Genomic DNA, 14,796 nt, shown 5'->3' with positions numbered 1-14,796 from the left:
CGGGCCATGTATGAACTCAATTATCACCGCGCTTCTTCGGTCGATGAAGCCGTCAAGCTGATATCGGGCAAGCCGGAAGGCAAGTTCGTCTCTGGCGGCATGACGCTGATCGCGACGATGAAGCAGCGGCTCGCCGCACCAAGCGATCTCGTCGATCTGCGCCACATCGATGCGATGAAGGGCATCAAGGTCGATGGCCGCAAGGTGACGATCGGCGGGGCAACGACGCATGCCGAAGTGGCGGCCTCGTCCGCCATCCGCGGCGTGTGTCCGGCTCTCTGTGAGCTCGCCGGGCTGATCGGCGATCCGCATGTCCGGCACATGGGAACGATCGGCGGCTCGATCGCCAACAACGATCCGGCGGCGGATTATCCGGCGGCTATGCTGGCGCTCGGCGCGACCATCATCACCAGCAAGCGGCAGCTTGCGGCAGACCAGTTCTTCACCGGTCTGTTCGAGACGGCGCTCGGGGATGGCGAGATCGTCACCGGGGTCAGCTTCGATGCGCCGGACAAGGCCGGCTACGCCAAGTTCCGCAACCCGGCCTCGCGCTATGCGATGACCAGCGTTCTCGTGACCAAATCAGGGGGTACGGTTCGGGTCGGTATCGCAGGGGCGGGCAGCAACGGCGCCTTCCGGCACGGCGGCCTTGAGGCGGCTCTTGCTGCCAACTGGTCGCCGGATGCGGCGATGGGTGTTCAGGTCGATGCAAGCGGCCTGCTCTCTGATCTGCATGCCAGCGCGGAATATCGCGCCAATTTGATAAAAGTCATGACGAAGCGCGCGGTTGCCGCTGTAGGTTAGAACTACAGGGCAATTGACGGCATTCCCGATATGTCAACCCAGCCGCTTTATCGGCTGGGTTGAAGCTTTTTCGTCTGGAATGATTCAAAAATATGCGCCTTTTGCCGCAGTTGATGCTAAAGCAGGGGCCATGGGTTGACGCGCGTCGGTGCGCCCAGCAAAACGGTCGCGCGATACTGGAGCATATGCATGGATTTCGAAGCGTTTTTCAAAAGCGAGCTGGAAGGTCTTCACACCGAAGGCCGCTATCGCGTTTTTGCCGACCTTGAGCGCCACCGCGGAAGTTTCCCGCGCGCGACGCGCCACACGGCCGACGGCCCGAAAGACGTAACAGTCTGGTGCTCCAACGACTATCTCGGCATGGGCCAGCATCCCAAGGTGATCGAGGCGATGAAAGCCGCCATCGAGCACTGTGGCGCGGGTGCGGGAGGCACCCGGAATATCTCTGGCACCAACCACTACCACGTTCTGCTCGAGCGCGAGCTCGCCGATCTGCACGGCAAGGAATCCGCGCTGACCTTCACGTCGGGTTATGTCTCGAACTGGGCCGCACTCGGCACGCTCGGCGGCAAGATCCCCGGCATGATCATCTTTTCCGACGCACTGAACCATGCCTCGATGATCGAAGGCATTCGCTATGCGAAGTGCGAGAAGGTGATCTGGAAGCATAACGACATCCACGATCTCGAAGCCAAGCTGGCGGCCGCCGATCCGAAGGCGCCGAAGCTGATTGCTTTCGAAAGCGTCTACTCGATGGACGGCGATATCGCGCCGATCAAGGAAATCTGTGATCTCGCCGACAAGTATGGCGCGATGACCTATCTCGACGAAGTCCATGCCGTCGGCATGTACGGCCCGCGCGGCGGCGGCATTGCCGAGCGCGAAGGCCTGATGGACCGGATCACGGTCATCGAAGGCACGCTTGCCAAGGCTTTCGGCGTCATGGGCGGCTATATCGCGGCCTCGACTGCGCTGTGCGATTTCATTCGCTCGTTTGCATCGGGCTTCATCTTCACGACCTCGCTGCCTCCGGCTCTTGCCGCCGGTGCGGTTGCTTCGATCCAGCATCTGAAGTCGAGCCCGTTCGAGCGTGCCCGTCATCAGGATCGCGTGCGCAAGCTGCGCGTGCTGCTCGATCAGCAGGGTATTCCGCATATGCCGAACCCGAGCCATATCGTGCCGGTCATGGTCGGCGATGCGGCCAAGTGCAAGTGGATCTCGGATCTGCTGCTCGACAATTTCGGCGTCTACGTGCAGCCGATCAATTACCCAACCGTGCCGAAGAAGACCGAGCGCCTGCGCTTCACGCCGACGCCGCAGCATACGGATGCCGATATCGAGCATTTGGTCGGCGCGCTGCATTCGCTCTGGTCGCGCTGCGCATTGGCGCGGCACGTTGCCTGAGCGGAAAAGAAAAACAGCTTGATAAACAAATGGCCGCTTAAGCGGCCATTTCCTTTTGAGCGATGATTTCGCCCGCTCGGCGTCTCGCCTCGCCATCGGCGGCAAAGACGTCTTCCATCGTTGCTGCCGCCTTGTAGCCGGTCATGTCGTCCATGACGCGCTCGGCGATATCTGCCATTTCAAGGAAGCCGATCCGTCCATCGCAGAAGGCGTGGAACGCGATCTCTTCGGCGGCATTCATGACGGCGCCCTGCAGGCCGCCGCGCTCCAACGCGGTACGGGCGAGGCGCAGGGCCGGGAAGCGCACTTCGTCGGGTGCTTCGAAATCGAGCCGGGCGAGCTTTGCGAAATCCAGCCGTTCGACATCGAGCTTCGAGCGGTTCGGATAGGTCAGCGCATAGCCGATCGCCGTGCGCATGTCTGGGCAGCCGAGCTGCGCCAGCACCGAGCCGTCGACATAGCCGACCATGGAGTGGATCACCGACTGCGGATGGACGATCACTTCCACCTGATCCGGACGGAGGTTGAAGAGATGCTTCGCCTCGATCATCTCCAGCGCCTTGTTGAACATCGAGGCGCTGCCGATCGAGATCTTCAGGCCCATCGACCAGTTCGGGTGGGCGCGGGCGACATCGGCGGTAACACCGGCCATCTGCTCACGCGTCCAGGTGCGGAACGGACCGCCGGAGGCCGTGAGAACGATGCGCTCGATCGCATGGTGCTGGCCGTCTTCGAGCGACTGGAAGATGGCGCTGTGTTCGCTGTCGACAGGGATAAGCTGCCCGCCGCCTTCGGCCACGGCCTTGACGAAGAGCTCGCCGGCGGACACCAGGCATTCCTTGTTGGCGAGCGCGATGTCGGCGCCGCGTCTTGCGGCTGCCAACGTCGGTTCCAAACCGGCCGTTCCCACGATCGCCGCCATGACGACATCCGCGTCACGGGCGCCGGCCTCGATCAGGGCCTCGCGGCCTGCGGCGACCTCGATGCCGGTGCCGGATAGTGCATCCTTCAGGGCGCCGTAGCTTGCCTCATCGGCGGTGACGGCGAGCTCGGCGCCGCAAGCTTTTGCCTGCTCCGCCAGCAACGCAACATTAGCGTTGCCTGATATGGCGACGACCTCAAAGGCTTCGCGGCCACCAAGCTGGGTGACCACATCGAGCGTGTTGACGCCGATCGAGCCGGTTGAGCCGAAAATGCTGAGGCGCCGCGGCGCGTTAGGGCCGGTCTTCATGCGCGTGTCTTATCCAGAGCCGTCATTTGTCTTCGGCTCTAGCGCGCTTTCCGGGGTGCGGCAAGTGTGCAACGCAGCAGTTTTCTCTTCCAGCGGGGTTTACAGAGCGGCATCGGGATGGGATTCTTATAACATCCGTGGAGGATGACGGGATGCGCGGCTGCTTGCGGCCATCGGTGTATCCCAGCGCTCCGGCGCATCGGGTAGAGGGCATCGCGATGCCTCTGCCATTTCAAAAATCGGGAGGATCGACAGAGGTGCCGCAAGGCGCATCTGCATGACTGTTGCGCGCTTCAGGCGCCAAGGAACCGGCTTGCTGACGATGCTGAAAATGACCTTTCTCTTCGCCGTAGGGGCTCTGGCCGCGTTTCCCGCGCGGGCGGATAATCTGCTCATCTGGAATCCGGTGCAGGTCTCCGATCAATCCTACAAGGCGACGATGGGTTTCCGCCTGCCATTCGAATGGGAAACCAGCGCAGGCGCCGATCTCGGCCTCGCCGCAACCGATGGCGATGCGATCCTGCCTGGATCGGGGCAGGCGACCCTCTGGGGCAAGATCACCCGCGTCCGGGTGACGCCGGCCGGCAATGCGCAGCAATCGGCGGGCGTGCGGGTCGATACGCTGCGGGGCAGCGGGTCGCTGATGCTCAGCCGCGCGAAGAGCTTCATCCTGTCCGACTCTCTCGACCTGCAGACCAGCCGCTTCGTCAATGTCGGCTATGACCCGCTTGCGGTGCGCCAGACCTCGGTGACGGCGACGCAGGCCGTCAAGCTCATCTATCCCTGGACGGGAACATCGCTGACGGCGAATGGCAGTGTCACCGATTTCGGGCAGGATTTTTCGAGCACCGTCGGCGTCAGCCAGAACATCCTGCCGAACCTCAATCTCAACGCTGCCGTCAACGATCCGCTCTCCGCCGGGCGGGCGGCCAGCGTCAACGTCAACTACCGCGTCACCTGGTGATCTGAAACCAAGCCAGACCTCCGGCGTTTCCCTGAGATCACCAGAAGGAGGACGAGTGATGGTTTTCAAGGAAGCCACATTTCATGGCAAGCAGCCGGAGATCGAGGTGGAGTTCGTCAATCACGCGGCGCTGGAAATCGCCGCTGCCGAGGCGCTGGCGACCGCCGGAGATATCGATGCCTCGGATGTTCAGGTGACGTCCGATGCCGACGATATCGTGCTGACGGGCACGGTTGCGACCGTCGGCGAAATCGAGCGGGCGACCGCGATCGTCCGGGCTGTGCAGGGGGTCCACGACGTCCGCAACCAGATCCTGCTCGGGTAAAATTGCGCGCGTTAACCATTAACGAAAGATTAACGTTCTGTAATTGGACCCCACCTTCCTTGCGGCCTAGGTCTAGAGCCATGCAACTGGCTTAACCGGAGGTGCCGCAATGCATCGCATGGAAGAGATCAACCGCAGGACCTGGCGCAATCCGATCGCCCGGCGCGATTACCGGGCGAGCACCGGCTTCATCAACGAAGGCGAACGGCTGGTGTTCGAGATCGCGAGAAAGCGCACGAGCGGCGGGCGGATCCTGGATATCGGCATTGGCGGCGGACGGACGACCGGGCTTTTTTGCGATATCGCCGCAGACTATGTCGGCATCGACTATACGCCAGAAATGGTGGAGCTTGCCCAGCGCAACTATCCGCAGGCGCAGCTGGCGCATATGGATGCGCGCGATCTCTCTGCTTTCGGCAATGCCAGCTTCGATCTCGTGCTCTTCAGCTACAACGGCATCGATTCTGTCGATGCGGAGGGGCGCCGGGCCGTTCTGTCCGAGGTGTCACGCGTGCTCAGGGCGGGCGGGACCTTCGTCTTCTCCACCTTCAATCGCAATTGGCATGGGTTCGGAGAGAAGCGGGCGCGCTCATCTATCGTCTGGTCGAACGATCCGCTGAAGCTTGGTTTCCGGCTCATGAAGCATGCGGTAGGACTGGTGCGTGAACGCCGGTTTGCACCGCTTGAGCAGCGTGAAGGCGAGCACGCGATCTTGCTGCACCGCGCCCATGATTTCGGAATCATGGTCTATGCCACGACGCCGCAGCAGCTGCGGGCGCAACTGGGCGCCAGCGGTTTCGACGGCGATCCGATGCTGTTCTCCGTCGAGGGCCACCTTCTCAGCGGCGGGACCCTTCCCGACGAAGAGTATTTCCACGTCGTCGCCTACAAGCCGGCGCTCAGCTGATCAGCCGGCGAAGCGCTCGACCAGGAAATGCGAGCCGGTGCTGGCGCCGGCGACGCGGTCGGTCTTCTGCGTGGTGATCGGACCCTGCGGATGATAGGCGAGCACCAGCAGGATGGCGCTGATCGCGACATAGGCGACGGTGAGCAAAGCAAGTTTCTGACGCATGACAAAACTCCTGTTTTGCCAGCTTAACGTCCGCCTTTTCTCAAAGTTCCAGCTGCGGCGATTGGCGTCTGCCCAACAAAAAACCGGCCGCGTGGCGGCCGGTTTCAATCATGCTGAGCTATCTGTTAGCGGCAGACGCGGGTCTTCCTGACGACCCAGTGGCCGTGTTCGTGAATGCGGGCCGTCTTGGTGTAGCAATGCGTCATGACGTGCATCGGCTTGTGCCAATGATGGTCCGGACCGCGCTCGGTGGTGGTGACCGTCATGCTGGCCGCCTGGGACGGGGCGGTGGTGGAGACAATGGCGGCTGCGGCAAGCATGGAAGCAAGAATAAGAGATTTCATGGTTTTGGCCTTTCAATTAACCGGACGATGAACTCGCCAGACGGTGGGCCGGTTCCAACCTTACGAAATATTTAGGTTTTTCGCCCGAAGGCGGCTATGATCAGCCACCGCTCAATTTCTGCGTGGGGTTGCCCAAGCGGGCATTCGGACATCGAGTGCGGCCAATAAGCAACGGTCCTGCCTTCGAATTGTCCCCTTTGCGATCAGAACGTTAAGGACGTTCTTCATTGCGCATGGAAACAATGAAGGCTGTTTGGATCGTTCTGCGATCCCATACGTTATTTGTGGCTGGGTTTGCTTGCCGGTGCGTCTTCGATGTGAAGCTGCCGGTGCCATTTTGAGAAGGAGACCATGATGAAAAAGACCATTGCGATGGTAGTTGCAGCAGCTTCGCTTGCCCAGGCTTGCGTTACGGCGGCCAGTGCAGCCGATATGGTCCGGACCTACGAGGAACCGGATACGCGCGGCGGCGTCAAGATCGGCATGCTCACCTGCGATATCGGCGGCGGTCTCGGCTATGTGCTGGGCTCTGCCAAGGAAGCCGATTGCGTCTTTAGCTCGACGATCGGCAACGAAGTCACCGACCACTATACCGGCGATATCCGCAAGCTCGGCATCGACCTCGGCTTCACCACCCGCAGCCGTCTCGTCTGGGCCGTCTTCGCACCGACCGCCGGCTATCACCGCGGCTCGCTCGGCGGCCTCTATGTCGGCGCATCGGCCGAAGCCACCGTTGGTGCTGGCGTCGGCGCCAACGTCCTGATCGGCGGCACCTCCGGCTCGATCCACCTCCAGGCCCTCAGCGTCACCGGCCAGCTCGGCCTCAACGTCGCTGCCGGCAGCGCTTCGATGACGCTGACCCCGGGCTGATTTTAGGGCTATTCGCGCCCCTTCCGCGCGAGCGGGAGGGGTGTGCTATTTGTCAGGGGTATTGGCATTGGCCGACGCTAGATGGGTCGTTCCCTGATATGCTCGGGAACGCCGAGAGAACGTCCCGCGATAAACTATGCCTATTCATCTGAAATAATGGTGATTCCGACGCGATTCGAACGCGTGACCCTCAGATTAGGAATCTGATGCTCTATCCTGCTGAGCTACGGAACCACTTGGGGCTCATGCATACAAAAGGCTTGGCGGGAAGCCAAGCCTTTTTCAGGTTTCGCTGCAAGTATCGGATCAGGCGCCGAGACGCTGTTCGGTAAGGCGGACCCAGTAGGAAATGCCGTGGGCGATGGCCTCGTCGTTGAAATCGTAGGCCGGGTTGTGCAGGCCTGCGGTGTCGCCGTTGCCGATGAAGATGAAGGCGCCGGGGCGGGCGTTCAGCATGTAGGAAAAATCCTCGCCGCCCATCATCGGATCGATCTCGGGATTGACGTTTGCCGCACCGGCGATGTCGGTTGCCGTCGCGATCGCGTGACCGGTCTCGTCGGCGTGGTTGACGGTCACCGGGTAATTGCGATGGAAGGCGATTTCGGCTTCGGCGCCGTGGGTGGTGGCAACGCCGTTCACCACCTGCTTGAAGCGGCTTTCGGCGAGGTCGCGAACCTCACCATCGAGTGTTCGGATCGTGCCGGCGATCTGGGCGTCGTTGGGAATGACGTTATGGGCGAAGCCGGCGTTGAACTTGGTAACGGAGATGACGACCGAACGCAGCGGATCGACGGTTCGGGCGGCAATCATCTGCAGGTTGGAAACGATCTGCGCGCCGATGGCGATCGGGTCGATCGTCCGGTGTGGCTGGGCGGCGTGGCCGCCGCGGCCCTTGATGGTGACGGTGAATTCGTCGGTCGCTGCCATGATCGGGCCCTTGCGGATCGCGAACTGACCGACGGGTAGGCCCGGCAGGTTGTGCATGCCATAGACCTCTTCGATGCCGAAGCGCTCCATCATGCCGTCCTTGACCATCAGGTTTCCGCCGCCGCCGCCTTCTTCGGCGGGCTGGAAGATGACGGCGACATTGCCGGTGAAGTTGCGCGTCTCGGCCAGATATTTCGCGGCGCCGAGCAACATGGCCGTGTGACCGTCATGGCCGCAGGCATGCATCTTGCCGGCTGTCGTCGAAGCCCAGGGCTTGCCGGTGATTTCGGTGAGCGGCAAGGCGTCCATATCGGCGCGCAGGCCGATGGTGCGGCCTTCGCCCTTGCCCTTGATCAGGCCGACGACTCCAGTGCGGCCGATGCCGGTCACGATTTCGTCAACGCCGAACTCCTTGAGCTTTTCGGCGACGAAAGCGGCAGTGTTTTCGACGGCGAACAGCAGCTCGGGCCGGGCGTGAATATGGCGGCGCCACTCGGTCACTTCATCCTGCAATTCAGCGGCTCTGTTCAAAATCGGCATGCGAAAATTCCTATAGCGACAACGGGTTTTCCACGGCACCCAAGACATGGTGCCGCGAAAAGAACTTATTCAATGGCCTTTGCCATGTCATGGCCATATACGTTAAATAGGTGAAGGTTTCGAGATTTCCGGACAATTTAAGGACTAGACGTGTCGACGCGCCAGAATCGTTTGTTCGCTGCTTTGCGGCCGGTATCATTCGCGGTCACTGCCGCCGCAGCTCTGCTTTCCTCGGTTCCGCTGGCGCAGGCCAATCCGCATATTCTCGTCGATGTCCAGAGCGGCCGCGTGATCGAGCATGAGGAAGCCTTCCGCAAATGGTATCCGGCATCGCTGACCAAGCTGATGACCGTCTATACGACCTTCGATGCCATCCGCTCCGGCCAGATCAGCCTCGACACCCCGATCGTCATGAGCAAGCAGGCTGCCGCCCAGCCGGCCGCCAAGATGTATTACAAGCCCGGCCAGAAGCTGACGCTTGATAGCGCGCTGAAGATCCTGATGGTCAAGTCGGCCAATGATATCGCGGTTGCTGTCGCGGAAGCCGTTGCAGGCACGCAGGATGCCTTCGTGCTGCGGATGAATGCCGAGGCCGTCAAACTCGGCATGACGGATTCGCATTTCGTCAATCCGAACGGCCTGCCCGGCAAGGGGCAATATACGACGGCGCGCGATCTGGCGATCCTGACGGTCGCGCTGCGCCGCGACTTCCCGCAATATGCCGGCTATTTCGCGCTCGAAGGTTTCACCAACGGCAAGACGAATACGCCGAGTATCAACCTGCTGATCGGGCGCTTTGCCGGTGCTGACGGCATGAAGACGGGCTTCATCTGCGCTTCGGGCTTCAACCAGATCGGCTCGGCAACCCGCAACGGACGCACGGTGGTTTCCGTCGTGCTCGGCACGGACAGCCTTGCGGCGCGCGCCGATGCGACGGCCAACCTGCTGGAAAAGGCATTCTCCTCGCCGACGTCTTCGGGCGATACGCTCCGCTCGCTCAAGCCCTATGGGCCGGGGCAGGATGCGGTGACCGACATCAGCGCCGACATCTGCAGCGCCAAGGGCGCCAAGGTGCGCAGCGAAACGCGCGATGAAGTGGGCCGCATGAAGGTACAGTCGCCCTATATCCATGAAATGGACCACGAGCCGAACTTCGTCTTCGCCGGTCTGATCCCCGGCCAGGACCCGCAGCCCGACAAGACCGCCAAGGCGGATGCGATCGGCGATGCTGCCAATGTTCCGGTGCCGCTGCCGCGTCCCACGTCCTTCTAAAGGCAAGTCCCATGAGCCTGCATGCAGACCGGATCCCGGTCACCATCCTCACCGGCTTTCTCGGTGCAGGAAAGTCGACGCTTCTGAACCGGATCCTCAAGGATCCCGCGATGAAGGAAGCGGCCGTGATCATCAATGAGTTCGGCGATGTCGGTATCGATCACCTGCTGGTCGAAAGCTCCGGCGATGCGATCATCGAGCTTTCGGACGGATGCCTTTGCTGCACCGTGCGCGGCGAACTCGTCGATACGCTGGCCAATCTGATGGATGCGATCCAGACTGGCCGCGTGAAGGCTGTGAAGCGCATCGTCATCGAGACGACGGGGCTTGCCGATCCGGCACCGGTGATGCAGGCGATCATGGGCAATCCGATCATTGCCACGAATTTCCAGCTGGATGGCGTGGTTACCGTCGTCGATGCGGTCAACGGGTTGCAGACGCTCGACAATCACGAGGAGGCCCGCAAGCAGGTGGCAGTTGCCGACCGGCTGATCGTCTCCAAGCGGCCTATGGCCGATGCAGGGCAGCTACAGGCCCTGGAAGCGCGGCTGCGCGATCTCAATCCGCGGGCGGCGCTGATGGATGCCGATGGCGGCGGGGCCGGCACGGCTGCGGTTCTCGTCAACGGGCTCTACGATCCGGACACGAAGATTGCCGATGTCGGCCGCTGGCTGCGCGATGAAGATGCTCATGATGCGCATCATCATCACCACCTTGACCATGATCACGATCATCATCACGGGCATCACCACCATCATCACGGCCACGACGACCAGGATCCGCATGACGTGAACCGTCACGATGCATCGATCCGGTCCTTCTCGATCGTCGAGGAGAAGCCGATCGATCCGATGGCGCTGGAGATGTTCATCGATCTGCTGCGCTCGGCACACGGCGAGAAGCTGCTGCGGATGAAGGCGATCGTCGCGGTATCGGACAGGCCGGACAAGCCGCTGGTGCTGCACGGCGTGCAGAATATCTTCCATCCGCCGGTGCGGCTGCCTGCATGGCCTGACGCCAGCGACCGGCGCACGCGCATGGTGCTGATCACCAAGGATTTGCCGGAGGATTTCGTGAAGACGCTGTTCGATGCGTTTCTCGGCAAGCCGCGTATCGATACGCCGGATCGTGCCGCACTGCACGACAATCCGCTCGCCATTCCCGGCATGAAGATCTGACGCTTATTTCCTGCGGATCAGGAAGCGGTGACCGGTCTCGGTCTTTTCCGTTTCGAGCAACTGATGACCGTCTTCGTTACAGAAGTGTGGGATGTCGATGCCTGCCAGCGGGTCGGTGGTTTCGACGCGGATCAGCGCGCCGCTTGCCATGGATGACATCTTGCGGCGCGTCTTCAGAACGGGCAGGGGGCACTTCAGACCGCGAAGGTCATAAGTGACGGCGTCAGTACCGCTCAATTCTTGGACCAGAATTTCCAGAACGGCTTCTTGGAGGCGTCGGCAGTTTCCTGCGGCGGCTCGGGTGCGAAGGCGAGCGGGTTCTGCTGCGGAACCGGAACGTTTGGAGGCGTTGCTGCTGCCACGGCCGTGGCGTTGGCTGCGGCCTGAGCGGCGGCGGGCGCTGCCGTAGCCGGCGCTGCTGCCGGGGCAGCCGATGCGATCGCGGCTTCCGGGACCGTCGCGGGGACAGCCGGCTTCGACATCATGCCTTCGAGTTCGGCGACCTTGACCATGCGGCCAGCTTCCAGCGAGGTGCCGGTCGGGGCGTAGGCAAGCTCGCGGCCCTTGCGGGTCTTGGCGACGACTGCCTTGCGCTCGGCTTCTGTCGGATCGTACCAGGCGAGGCCATCGAACTTCTTCTCGGCCTTGGCATAGTCCATCGCATAGGTCTTGTCGTAGGACGACAGCGCGGATGCGAGTGCCGGAGGCGTCGACATGGCCGGGCACTTGCCGGCCGGATTGAAGGCGCCGCCATCGGTGGTCTGCTGGTTGAAGACGTATTTCTTCTCGCAGACATTGACGTCAGGCGGACGCTTGGTGACTTCGAAATTGTCGTAGCCGACCTTCAGCATCTTCCAGAAGTCGTAGCTCGGATCGAGCCGGTGCTTGTACATGTTTTCCGCGGTCATGCGGAACGGAAAGGCTTGCAGCTGCACCGAGGTCTGGCCGCCCTTGAAGGCGTCGCGCGCAAAGGCGTAGATCTCGAGGACCTGTTCGTCGGTCATCGAGTAGCAGCCGGATGACGAGCAAGCGCCGTGGATCATCAGATCGGAACCCGTACGGCCGTTGACGGCGTCATATTTGTTCGGGAAGCCGGTATTGATCGCGAGGTAATATTTCGAATTCGGGTTCAGGTTGGCACGGGTGAGGTTGTAGAAACCTTCCGGGGCCTGACGGTCGCCGGTCTTCACCTTCGGGCCGAGACGGCCGGACCAGGCGCAAATCTTGTAGTCGGCGATCTTGTCGAAACGGTTGTCGGTCTTCGCCTTCCAGATCTCGAGCGCGCCTTCCTCTTTGAAGATGCGGATCAGGATCGGCGAATTGCGATCCATGCTCTTGGCGCTCATCTGCGCCAGGATGCGCGGCGGCAGCGGTTGCTCCACCTTGTTCTTGACGGTGGAGAGGTCGATCTTGCTGGCGGATTCGAGAGTGTCGTTGCAGCCCGCAAGTGCGAGCGCCATCAGCGACACGTAGGCGAAATGACGAATGCGCATTCAACTAGCCCAACTAAGGATTCAGCCCACTCCGCACGCAGAGTTCCGGGCATTACCAGGAATCATAGGCGGCTTATACTTTACAAATCCTTACCAGCCTATGACCTGCCTGCGGCGCCCCCGCAAGCACGAAGTTCGGTAGATAACATTATTGTGGCCAAGATTTGGCCCCAATCGGGCCATTTTCACTGGCTTTGCCTTAGAGGTTACGACCCATCGACAGGAATTTCTGTCGGCGATCGTTGCGCAGCTGCTCGCCGGTGCGCGGCGAAAGCTCGGCCAGAGCGTTGGCGATGACATCGCCGGTCGCGGCAATCACGTTGTCCGGATCGCGGTGCGCGCCACCGAGCGGCTCGGGAATGATGCCGTCGATGATGCCCAGCGATTTCAGGTCTTCGGCGGTGATCTTCATGTTGGTCGCCGCTTCCTTGGCGCGGGTGGAATCGCGCCAGAGGATCGAAGCTGCGCCTTCCGGCGAGATCACGCTGTAGATCGAATGTTCGAGCATGAAGACCTTGTTGCCGGTGGCGATGGCGATCGCGCCGCCCGAACCGCCTTCGCCGATGACGACGGAGATGATCGGAACCTTGACGCCAAGGCACATTTCCGTGGAGCGGGCGATGGCTTCCGCCTGGCCGCGCTCTTCGGCGCCAACGCCCGGGTAGGCGCCTGCGGTGTCGACGAGGGTCACGACCGGGAGGCCGAAGCGGTCGGCCATTTCGAGAACGCGGATCGCCTTGCGATAGCCTTCAGGACGGGCGCTGCCGAAATTGTGCTTCAGGCGGCTCTTGGTGTCGTTGCCCTTTTCCTGGCCGATGACGGCGACAGGCTGGCCACGGAAACGGGCGAGGCCGGCCTGGATGGCGGCGTCCTCGGAAAACTTGCGGTCGCCGGCGAGCGGCGTAAATTCCTGGAACAGCACCTTGGCATAATCGACGAAATGCGGACGCTGCGGATGGCGCGCGACCTGCGTCTTCTGCCAGGCATTGAGCTTGGAATAGATATCGACCATCGCTTCGCGAACGCGAACCTCGAGGCGGCCGACTTCATCCGACGTGTCGATGCTCTCGCCCTCGGACGCGAGCTTCTTCAGTTCGATGATCTTAGCTTCGAGGTCGGAGATCGGCTTTTCGAAGTCGAGATAGTTGTGCATGAGGTGCGTTTCCGTTCCTTGTGCCCAGGGCAAATTGCTGGCGTCGCCCCTTGTCGCCGGTCCTATTCGTGCTTTTTCGCCTGTTTTGCAAGAGGGTGATGCGTTTGCACCAGTTGTTGCAGGCGTTCTTCGAGGACATGGGTGTAGATCTGCGTGGTCGAAATGTCCGAATGTCCCAAGAGTTCCTGCACGACGCGAAGGTCTGCGCCATTGGCCAGCAGATGGCTGGCAAAGGCGTGGCGCATCACGTGCGGCGAGATCATCGACGGCGTCAGCCCGGCCCGGATCGACAGGTTCTTGAGATCGCGGGCAAAGACCTGACGGGGAAGATAACCTTCCTTCGAGGCAGCCGGAAAGAGCCAGGGGCTTTCCACAGGCTGTTTGCTATTGGCGTTTTCCACTGCCATCGAGCGGCCATAGACCTTCAGCGCGGCGATTGCCGATTGGGAAAGCGGAACGAGGCGTTCCTTGTTGCCCTTGCCGCGGATGATCAGGAAGCGGCCTTCCTGATCGAGGACGCGGGCGGGGAGCGAGACGAGCTCGCTGACGCGCATGCCGGTCGCGTAGAGCAGCTCCAGCAGGGCGAGCATGCGCTGGCGCTGCAGCTGGCCGGGGGCTGTGTCGGACGCTTCCTGTTCGGCCTGCGTCAGCAGTTTGGTCACTTCCGCGACACCCATGGTCTTCGGCAGGGCGCGGCCTTTCTTCGGTGCGTCGAGGATGCCGGTCGGATCGTCGGTGCGGATGCCTTCGGCATAGAGAAACTTGTAGAATTGCCGCATGGCGGCGAGGCGGCGTGCCTGAGAGGAGGGTTTGAAGCCCTGGCTTGCAAGCGAGGAGAGATAGGCGGTCAGGTCGGCGGAAGCGGCCTCGGTCAGGCGCACGCTCTTGCCACTCAGGAAGCCGTGCAGGTCGTCGAGGTCGCGCTCATAGGAGAGCAGCGTGTTTTGAGCTGCGCCACGTTCGGCGCTCATCATCTCGAGAAAGGCTTCCACATGGGCGCGTCCGAGATCCGGCATCGGCTCACTTCTTTGCAGGGGCAATCGTTCCCGTCGCCGGCGGATTGACACGCTCGGAGGGGATGCGGATCGTCACGTCACGGGGCTGCGGCTCGACGAAGGTCACGAGTGCGACCATGCCGCCATAGATGATCCCGGCTATGATAGCCAAGACAGCCAGAAAGCGGAAGAGGGTCGGCATTCCAGAACTCCATGGGCTCGGC

The 14,796-nt window shown here is 61.6% G+C and carries 17 protein-coding genes and 1 tRNA gene; 8 read left to right on the top strand and 10 right to left on the bottom strand.

All coding sequences use genetic code 11. The features are described from left to right. Positions 1-6: 6 nt before the first annotated feature. Positions 7-804 carry an FAD binding domain-containing protein gene (locus ACEN84_RS07245; protein WP_413710420.1) on the top strand — a complete coding sequence of 266 codons (798 nt, stop codon included), beginning with the start codon at positions 7-9 and terminating at the stop codon, positions 802-804. A 189-nt stretch (positions 805-993) separates the two neighbouring features. Beyond that, positions 994-2,208, top strand: coding sequence for a 5-aminolevulinate synthase (gene hemA / locus ACEN84_RS07240; RefSeq protein WP_413710419.1), 1,215 nt, complete (start codon positions 994-996; stop codon positions 2,206-2,208). Between the two features lie 37 nt (positions 2,209-2,245). On the opposite strand, the gene dxr is transcribed toward hemA, so the two are convergent. After that, positions 2,246-3,439, bottom strand: coding sequence for a 1-deoxy-D-xylulose-5-phosphate reductoisomerase (gene dxr / locus ACEN84_RS07235; RefSeq protein ID WP_413710418.1), 1,194 nt, complete (start codon positions 3,437-3,439; stop codon positions 2,246-2,248). 331 nt (positions 3,440-3,770) lie between these two features. Between dxr and ACEN84_RS07230 the strand changes: the two genes are divergently transcribed. The 3 genes from ACEN84_RS07230 (at position 3,771) to ACEN84_RS07220 (ending at position 5,635) form a co-directional block, all read left to right on the top strand. Next, complete coding sequence (locus tag ACEN84_RS07230; RefSeq protein ID WP_413710417.1) at positions 3,771-4,403, top strand: hypothetical protein; 633 nt, start codon at positions 3,771-3,773, stop codon at positions 4,401-4,403. Between the two features lie 58 nt (positions 4,404-4,461). Continuing rightward, on the top strand, positions 4,462-4,728 hold the full coding sequence (locus ACEN84_RS07225) for a BON domain-containing protein (RefSeq protein ID WP_112720170.1): 267 nt from the start codon (positions 4,462-4,464) through the stop codon (positions 4,726-4,728). Between the two features lie 109 nt (positions 4,729-4,837). Further along, a complete protein-coding gene (locus tag ACEN84_RS07220; protein ID WP_413710416.1) occupies positions 4,838-5,635 on the top strand; it encodes a class I SAM-dependent methyltransferase in 798 nt (265 codons plus the stop codon). On the opposite strand, the gene ACEN84_RS07215 is transcribed toward ACEN84_RS07220, so the two are convergent. Both ACEN84_RS07215 and ACEN84_RS07210 read right to left on the bottom strand, forming a co-directional pair. Beyond that, entirely contained in the window at positions 5,636-5,800 is a 165-nt protein-coding gene (locus ACEN84_RS07215) for a hypothetical protein (protein ID WP_413710415.1), read from the bottom strand. Positions 5,801-5,925: 125 nt separating this feature from the next. Continuing rightward, positions 5,926-6,144, bottom strand: a complete 219-nt coding sequence (locus ACEN84_RS07210; protein WP_112720172.1) for a hypothetical protein — start codon at positions 6,142-6,144, stop codon at positions 5,926-5,928. Between the two features lie 354 nt (positions 6,145-6,498). Here ACEN84_RS07210 and ACEN84_RS07205 point away from each other — a divergent pair, with 354 nt between their 5' ends. Then, positions 6,499-7,014, top strand: a complete 516-nt coding sequence (locus tag ACEN84_RS07205; protein WP_199627837.1) for a DUF992 domain-containing protein — start codon at positions 6,499-6,501, stop codon at positions 7,012-7,014. A gap of 157 nt (positions 7,015-7,171) precedes the next feature. On the opposite strand, the gene ACEN84_RS07200 is transcribed toward ACEN84_RS07205, so the two are convergent. Continuing rightward, positions 7,172-7,248 (bottom strand) — tRNA-Arg (locus ACEN84_RS07200). Between the two features lie 72 nt (positions 7,249-7,320). Further along, positions 7,321-8,481, bottom strand: coding sequence for a M20 aminoacylase family protein (locus ACEN84_RS07195; RefSeq protein ID WP_413710414.1), 1,161 nt, complete (start codon positions 8,479-8,481; stop codon positions 7,321-7,323). 150 nt (positions 8,482-8,631) lie between these two features. Here ACEN84_RS07195 and ACEN84_RS07190 point away from each other — a divergent pair, with 150 nt between their 5' ends. Then, positions 8,632-9,753, top strand: a complete 1,122-nt coding sequence (locus tag ACEN84_RS07190) for a D-alanyl-D-alanine carboxypeptidase family protein (RefSeq protein WP_413710413.1) — start codon at positions 8,632-8,634, stop codon at positions 9,751-9,753. An 11-nt stretch (positions 9,754-9,764) separates the two neighbouring features. Next, a complete protein-coding gene (locus ACEN84_RS07185; protein ID WP_413710412.1) occupies positions 9,765-10,931 on the top strand; it encodes a CobW family GTP-binding protein in 1,167 nt (388 codons plus the stop codon). Positions 10,932-10,934: 3 nt separating this feature from the next. Here the strand turns inward: ACEN84_RS07185 and ACEN84_RS07180 are convergent, their stop codons facing one another. The 5 genes from ACEN84_RS07180 to ACEN84_RS07160 all read right to left on the bottom strand — a co-directional run bounded on the left by ACEN84_RS07180 (position 10,935) and on the right by ACEN84_RS07160 (position 14,774). Continuing rightward, a complete protein-coding gene (locus ACEN84_RS07180; RefSeq protein WP_413710411.1) occupies positions 10,935-11,168 on the bottom strand; it encodes a sulfurtransferase TusA family protein in 234 nt (77 codons plus the stop codon). Continuing rightward, a complete protein-coding gene (locus tag ACEN84_RS07175; RefSeq protein ID WP_413710410.1) occupies positions 11,165-12,424 on the bottom strand; it encodes a L,D-transpeptidase family protein in 1,260 nt (419 codons plus the stop codon). Before ACEN84_RS07175 ends, ACEN84_RS07180 begins: the two co-directional genes overlap by 4 nt. A gap of 199 nt (positions 12,425-12,623) precedes the next feature. Then, positions 12,624-13,577: an acetyl-CoA carboxylase carboxyltransferase subunit alpha gene (locus ACEN84_RS07170; RefSeq protein ID WP_112720180.1), complete on the bottom strand. Its 954-nt coding sequence runs from the start codon at positions 13,575-13,577 to the stop codon at positions 12,624-12,626. Between the two features lie 62 nt (positions 13,578-13,639). Continuing rightward, positions 13,640-14,593, bottom strand: coding sequence for a site-specific tyrosine recombinase XerD (gene xerD, locus ACEN84_RS07165; RefSeq protein WP_413710409.1), 954 nt, complete (start codon positions 14,591-14,593; stop codon positions 13,640-13,642). A 4-nt stretch (positions 14,594-14,597) separates the two neighbouring features. Then, positions 14,598-14,774, bottom strand: a complete 177-nt coding sequence (locus tag ACEN84_RS07160) for a hypothetical protein (protein WP_413710408.1) — start codon at positions 14,772-14,774, stop codon at positions 14,598-14,600. Positions 14,775-14,796: the final 22 nt, after the last annotated feature.

Origin of the sequence: Rhizobium sp. Rhizsp82, from assembly GCF_047325115.1 — a bacterium.
Taxonomy (GTDB): domain Bacteria; phylum Pseudomonadota; class Alphaproteobacteria; order Rhizobiales; family Rhizobiaceae; genus Rhizobium.
The sequence above is the reverse complement of the archived record's forward strand: the minus strand, read 5'-3'. Positions and strand labels throughout refer to the sequence as shown.

Excerpts from the sequence above, each read along its gene's own strand:
- ACEN84_RS07245 (WP_413710420.1), top strand. The coding sequence starts at position 7 with ATGTATGAACTCAATTATCACCGCGCTTCTTCGGTCGATGAAGCCGTC.
- hemA (WP_413710419.1), top strand. The coding sequence starts at position 994 with ATGGATTTCGAAGCGTTTTTCAAAAGCGAGCTGGAAGGTCTTCACACC.
- dxr (WP_413710418.1), bottom strand. The coding sequence starts at position 3,439 with ATGAAGACCGGCCCTAACGCGCCGCGGCGCCTCAGCATTTTCGGCTCA.
- ACEN84_RS07230 (WP_413710417.1), top strand. The coding sequence starts at position 3,771 with ATGACCTTTCTCTTCGCCGTAGGGGCTCTGGCCGCGTTTCCCGCGCGG.
- ACEN84_RS07225 (WP_112720170.1), top strand. The coding sequence starts at position 4,462 with ATGGTTTTCAAGGAAGCCACATTTCATGGCAAGCAGCCGGAGATCGAG.
- ACEN84_RS07220 (WP_413710416.1), top strand. The coding sequence starts at position 4,838 with ATGCATCGCATGGAAGAGATCAACCGCAGGACCTGGCGCAATCCGATC.
- ACEN84_RS07215 (WP_413710415.1), bottom strand. The coding sequence starts at position 5,800 with ATGCGTCAGAAACTTGCTTTGCTCACCGTCGCCTATGTCGCGATCAGC.
- ACEN84_RS07210 (WP_112720172.1), bottom strand. The coding sequence starts at position 6,144 with ATGAAATCTCTTATTCTTGCTTCCATGCTTGCCGCAGCCGCCATTGTC.
- ACEN84_RS07205 (WP_199627837.1), top strand. The coding sequence starts at position 6,499 with ATGAAAAAGACCATTGCGATGGTAGTTGCAGCAGCTTCGCTTGCCCAG.
- ACEN84_RS07195 (WP_413710414.1), bottom strand. The coding sequence starts at position 8,481 with ATGCCGATTTTGAACAGAGCCGCTGAATTGCAGGATGAAGTGACCGAG.
- ACEN84_RS07185 (WP_413710412.1), top strand. The coding sequence starts at position 9,765 with ATGAGCCTGCATGCAGACCGGATCCCGGTCACCATCCTCACCGGCTTT.
- ACEN84_RS07175 (WP_413710410.1), bottom strand. The coding sequence starts at position 12,424 with ATGCGCATTCGTCATTTCGCCTACGTGTCGCTGATGGCGCTCGCACTT.
- ACEN84_RS07170 (WP_112720180.1), bottom strand. The coding sequence starts at position 13,577 with ATGCACAACTATCTCGACTTCGAAAAGCCGATCTCCGACCTCGAAGCT.
- xerD (WP_413710409.1), bottom strand. The coding sequence starts at position 14,593 with ATGCCGGATCTCGGACGCGCCCATGTGGAAGCCTTTCTCGAGATGATG.
- ACEN84_RS07160 (WP_413710408.1), bottom strand. The coding sequence starts at position 14,774 with ATGCCGACCCTCTTCCGCTTTCTGGCTGTCTTGGCTATCATAGCCGGG.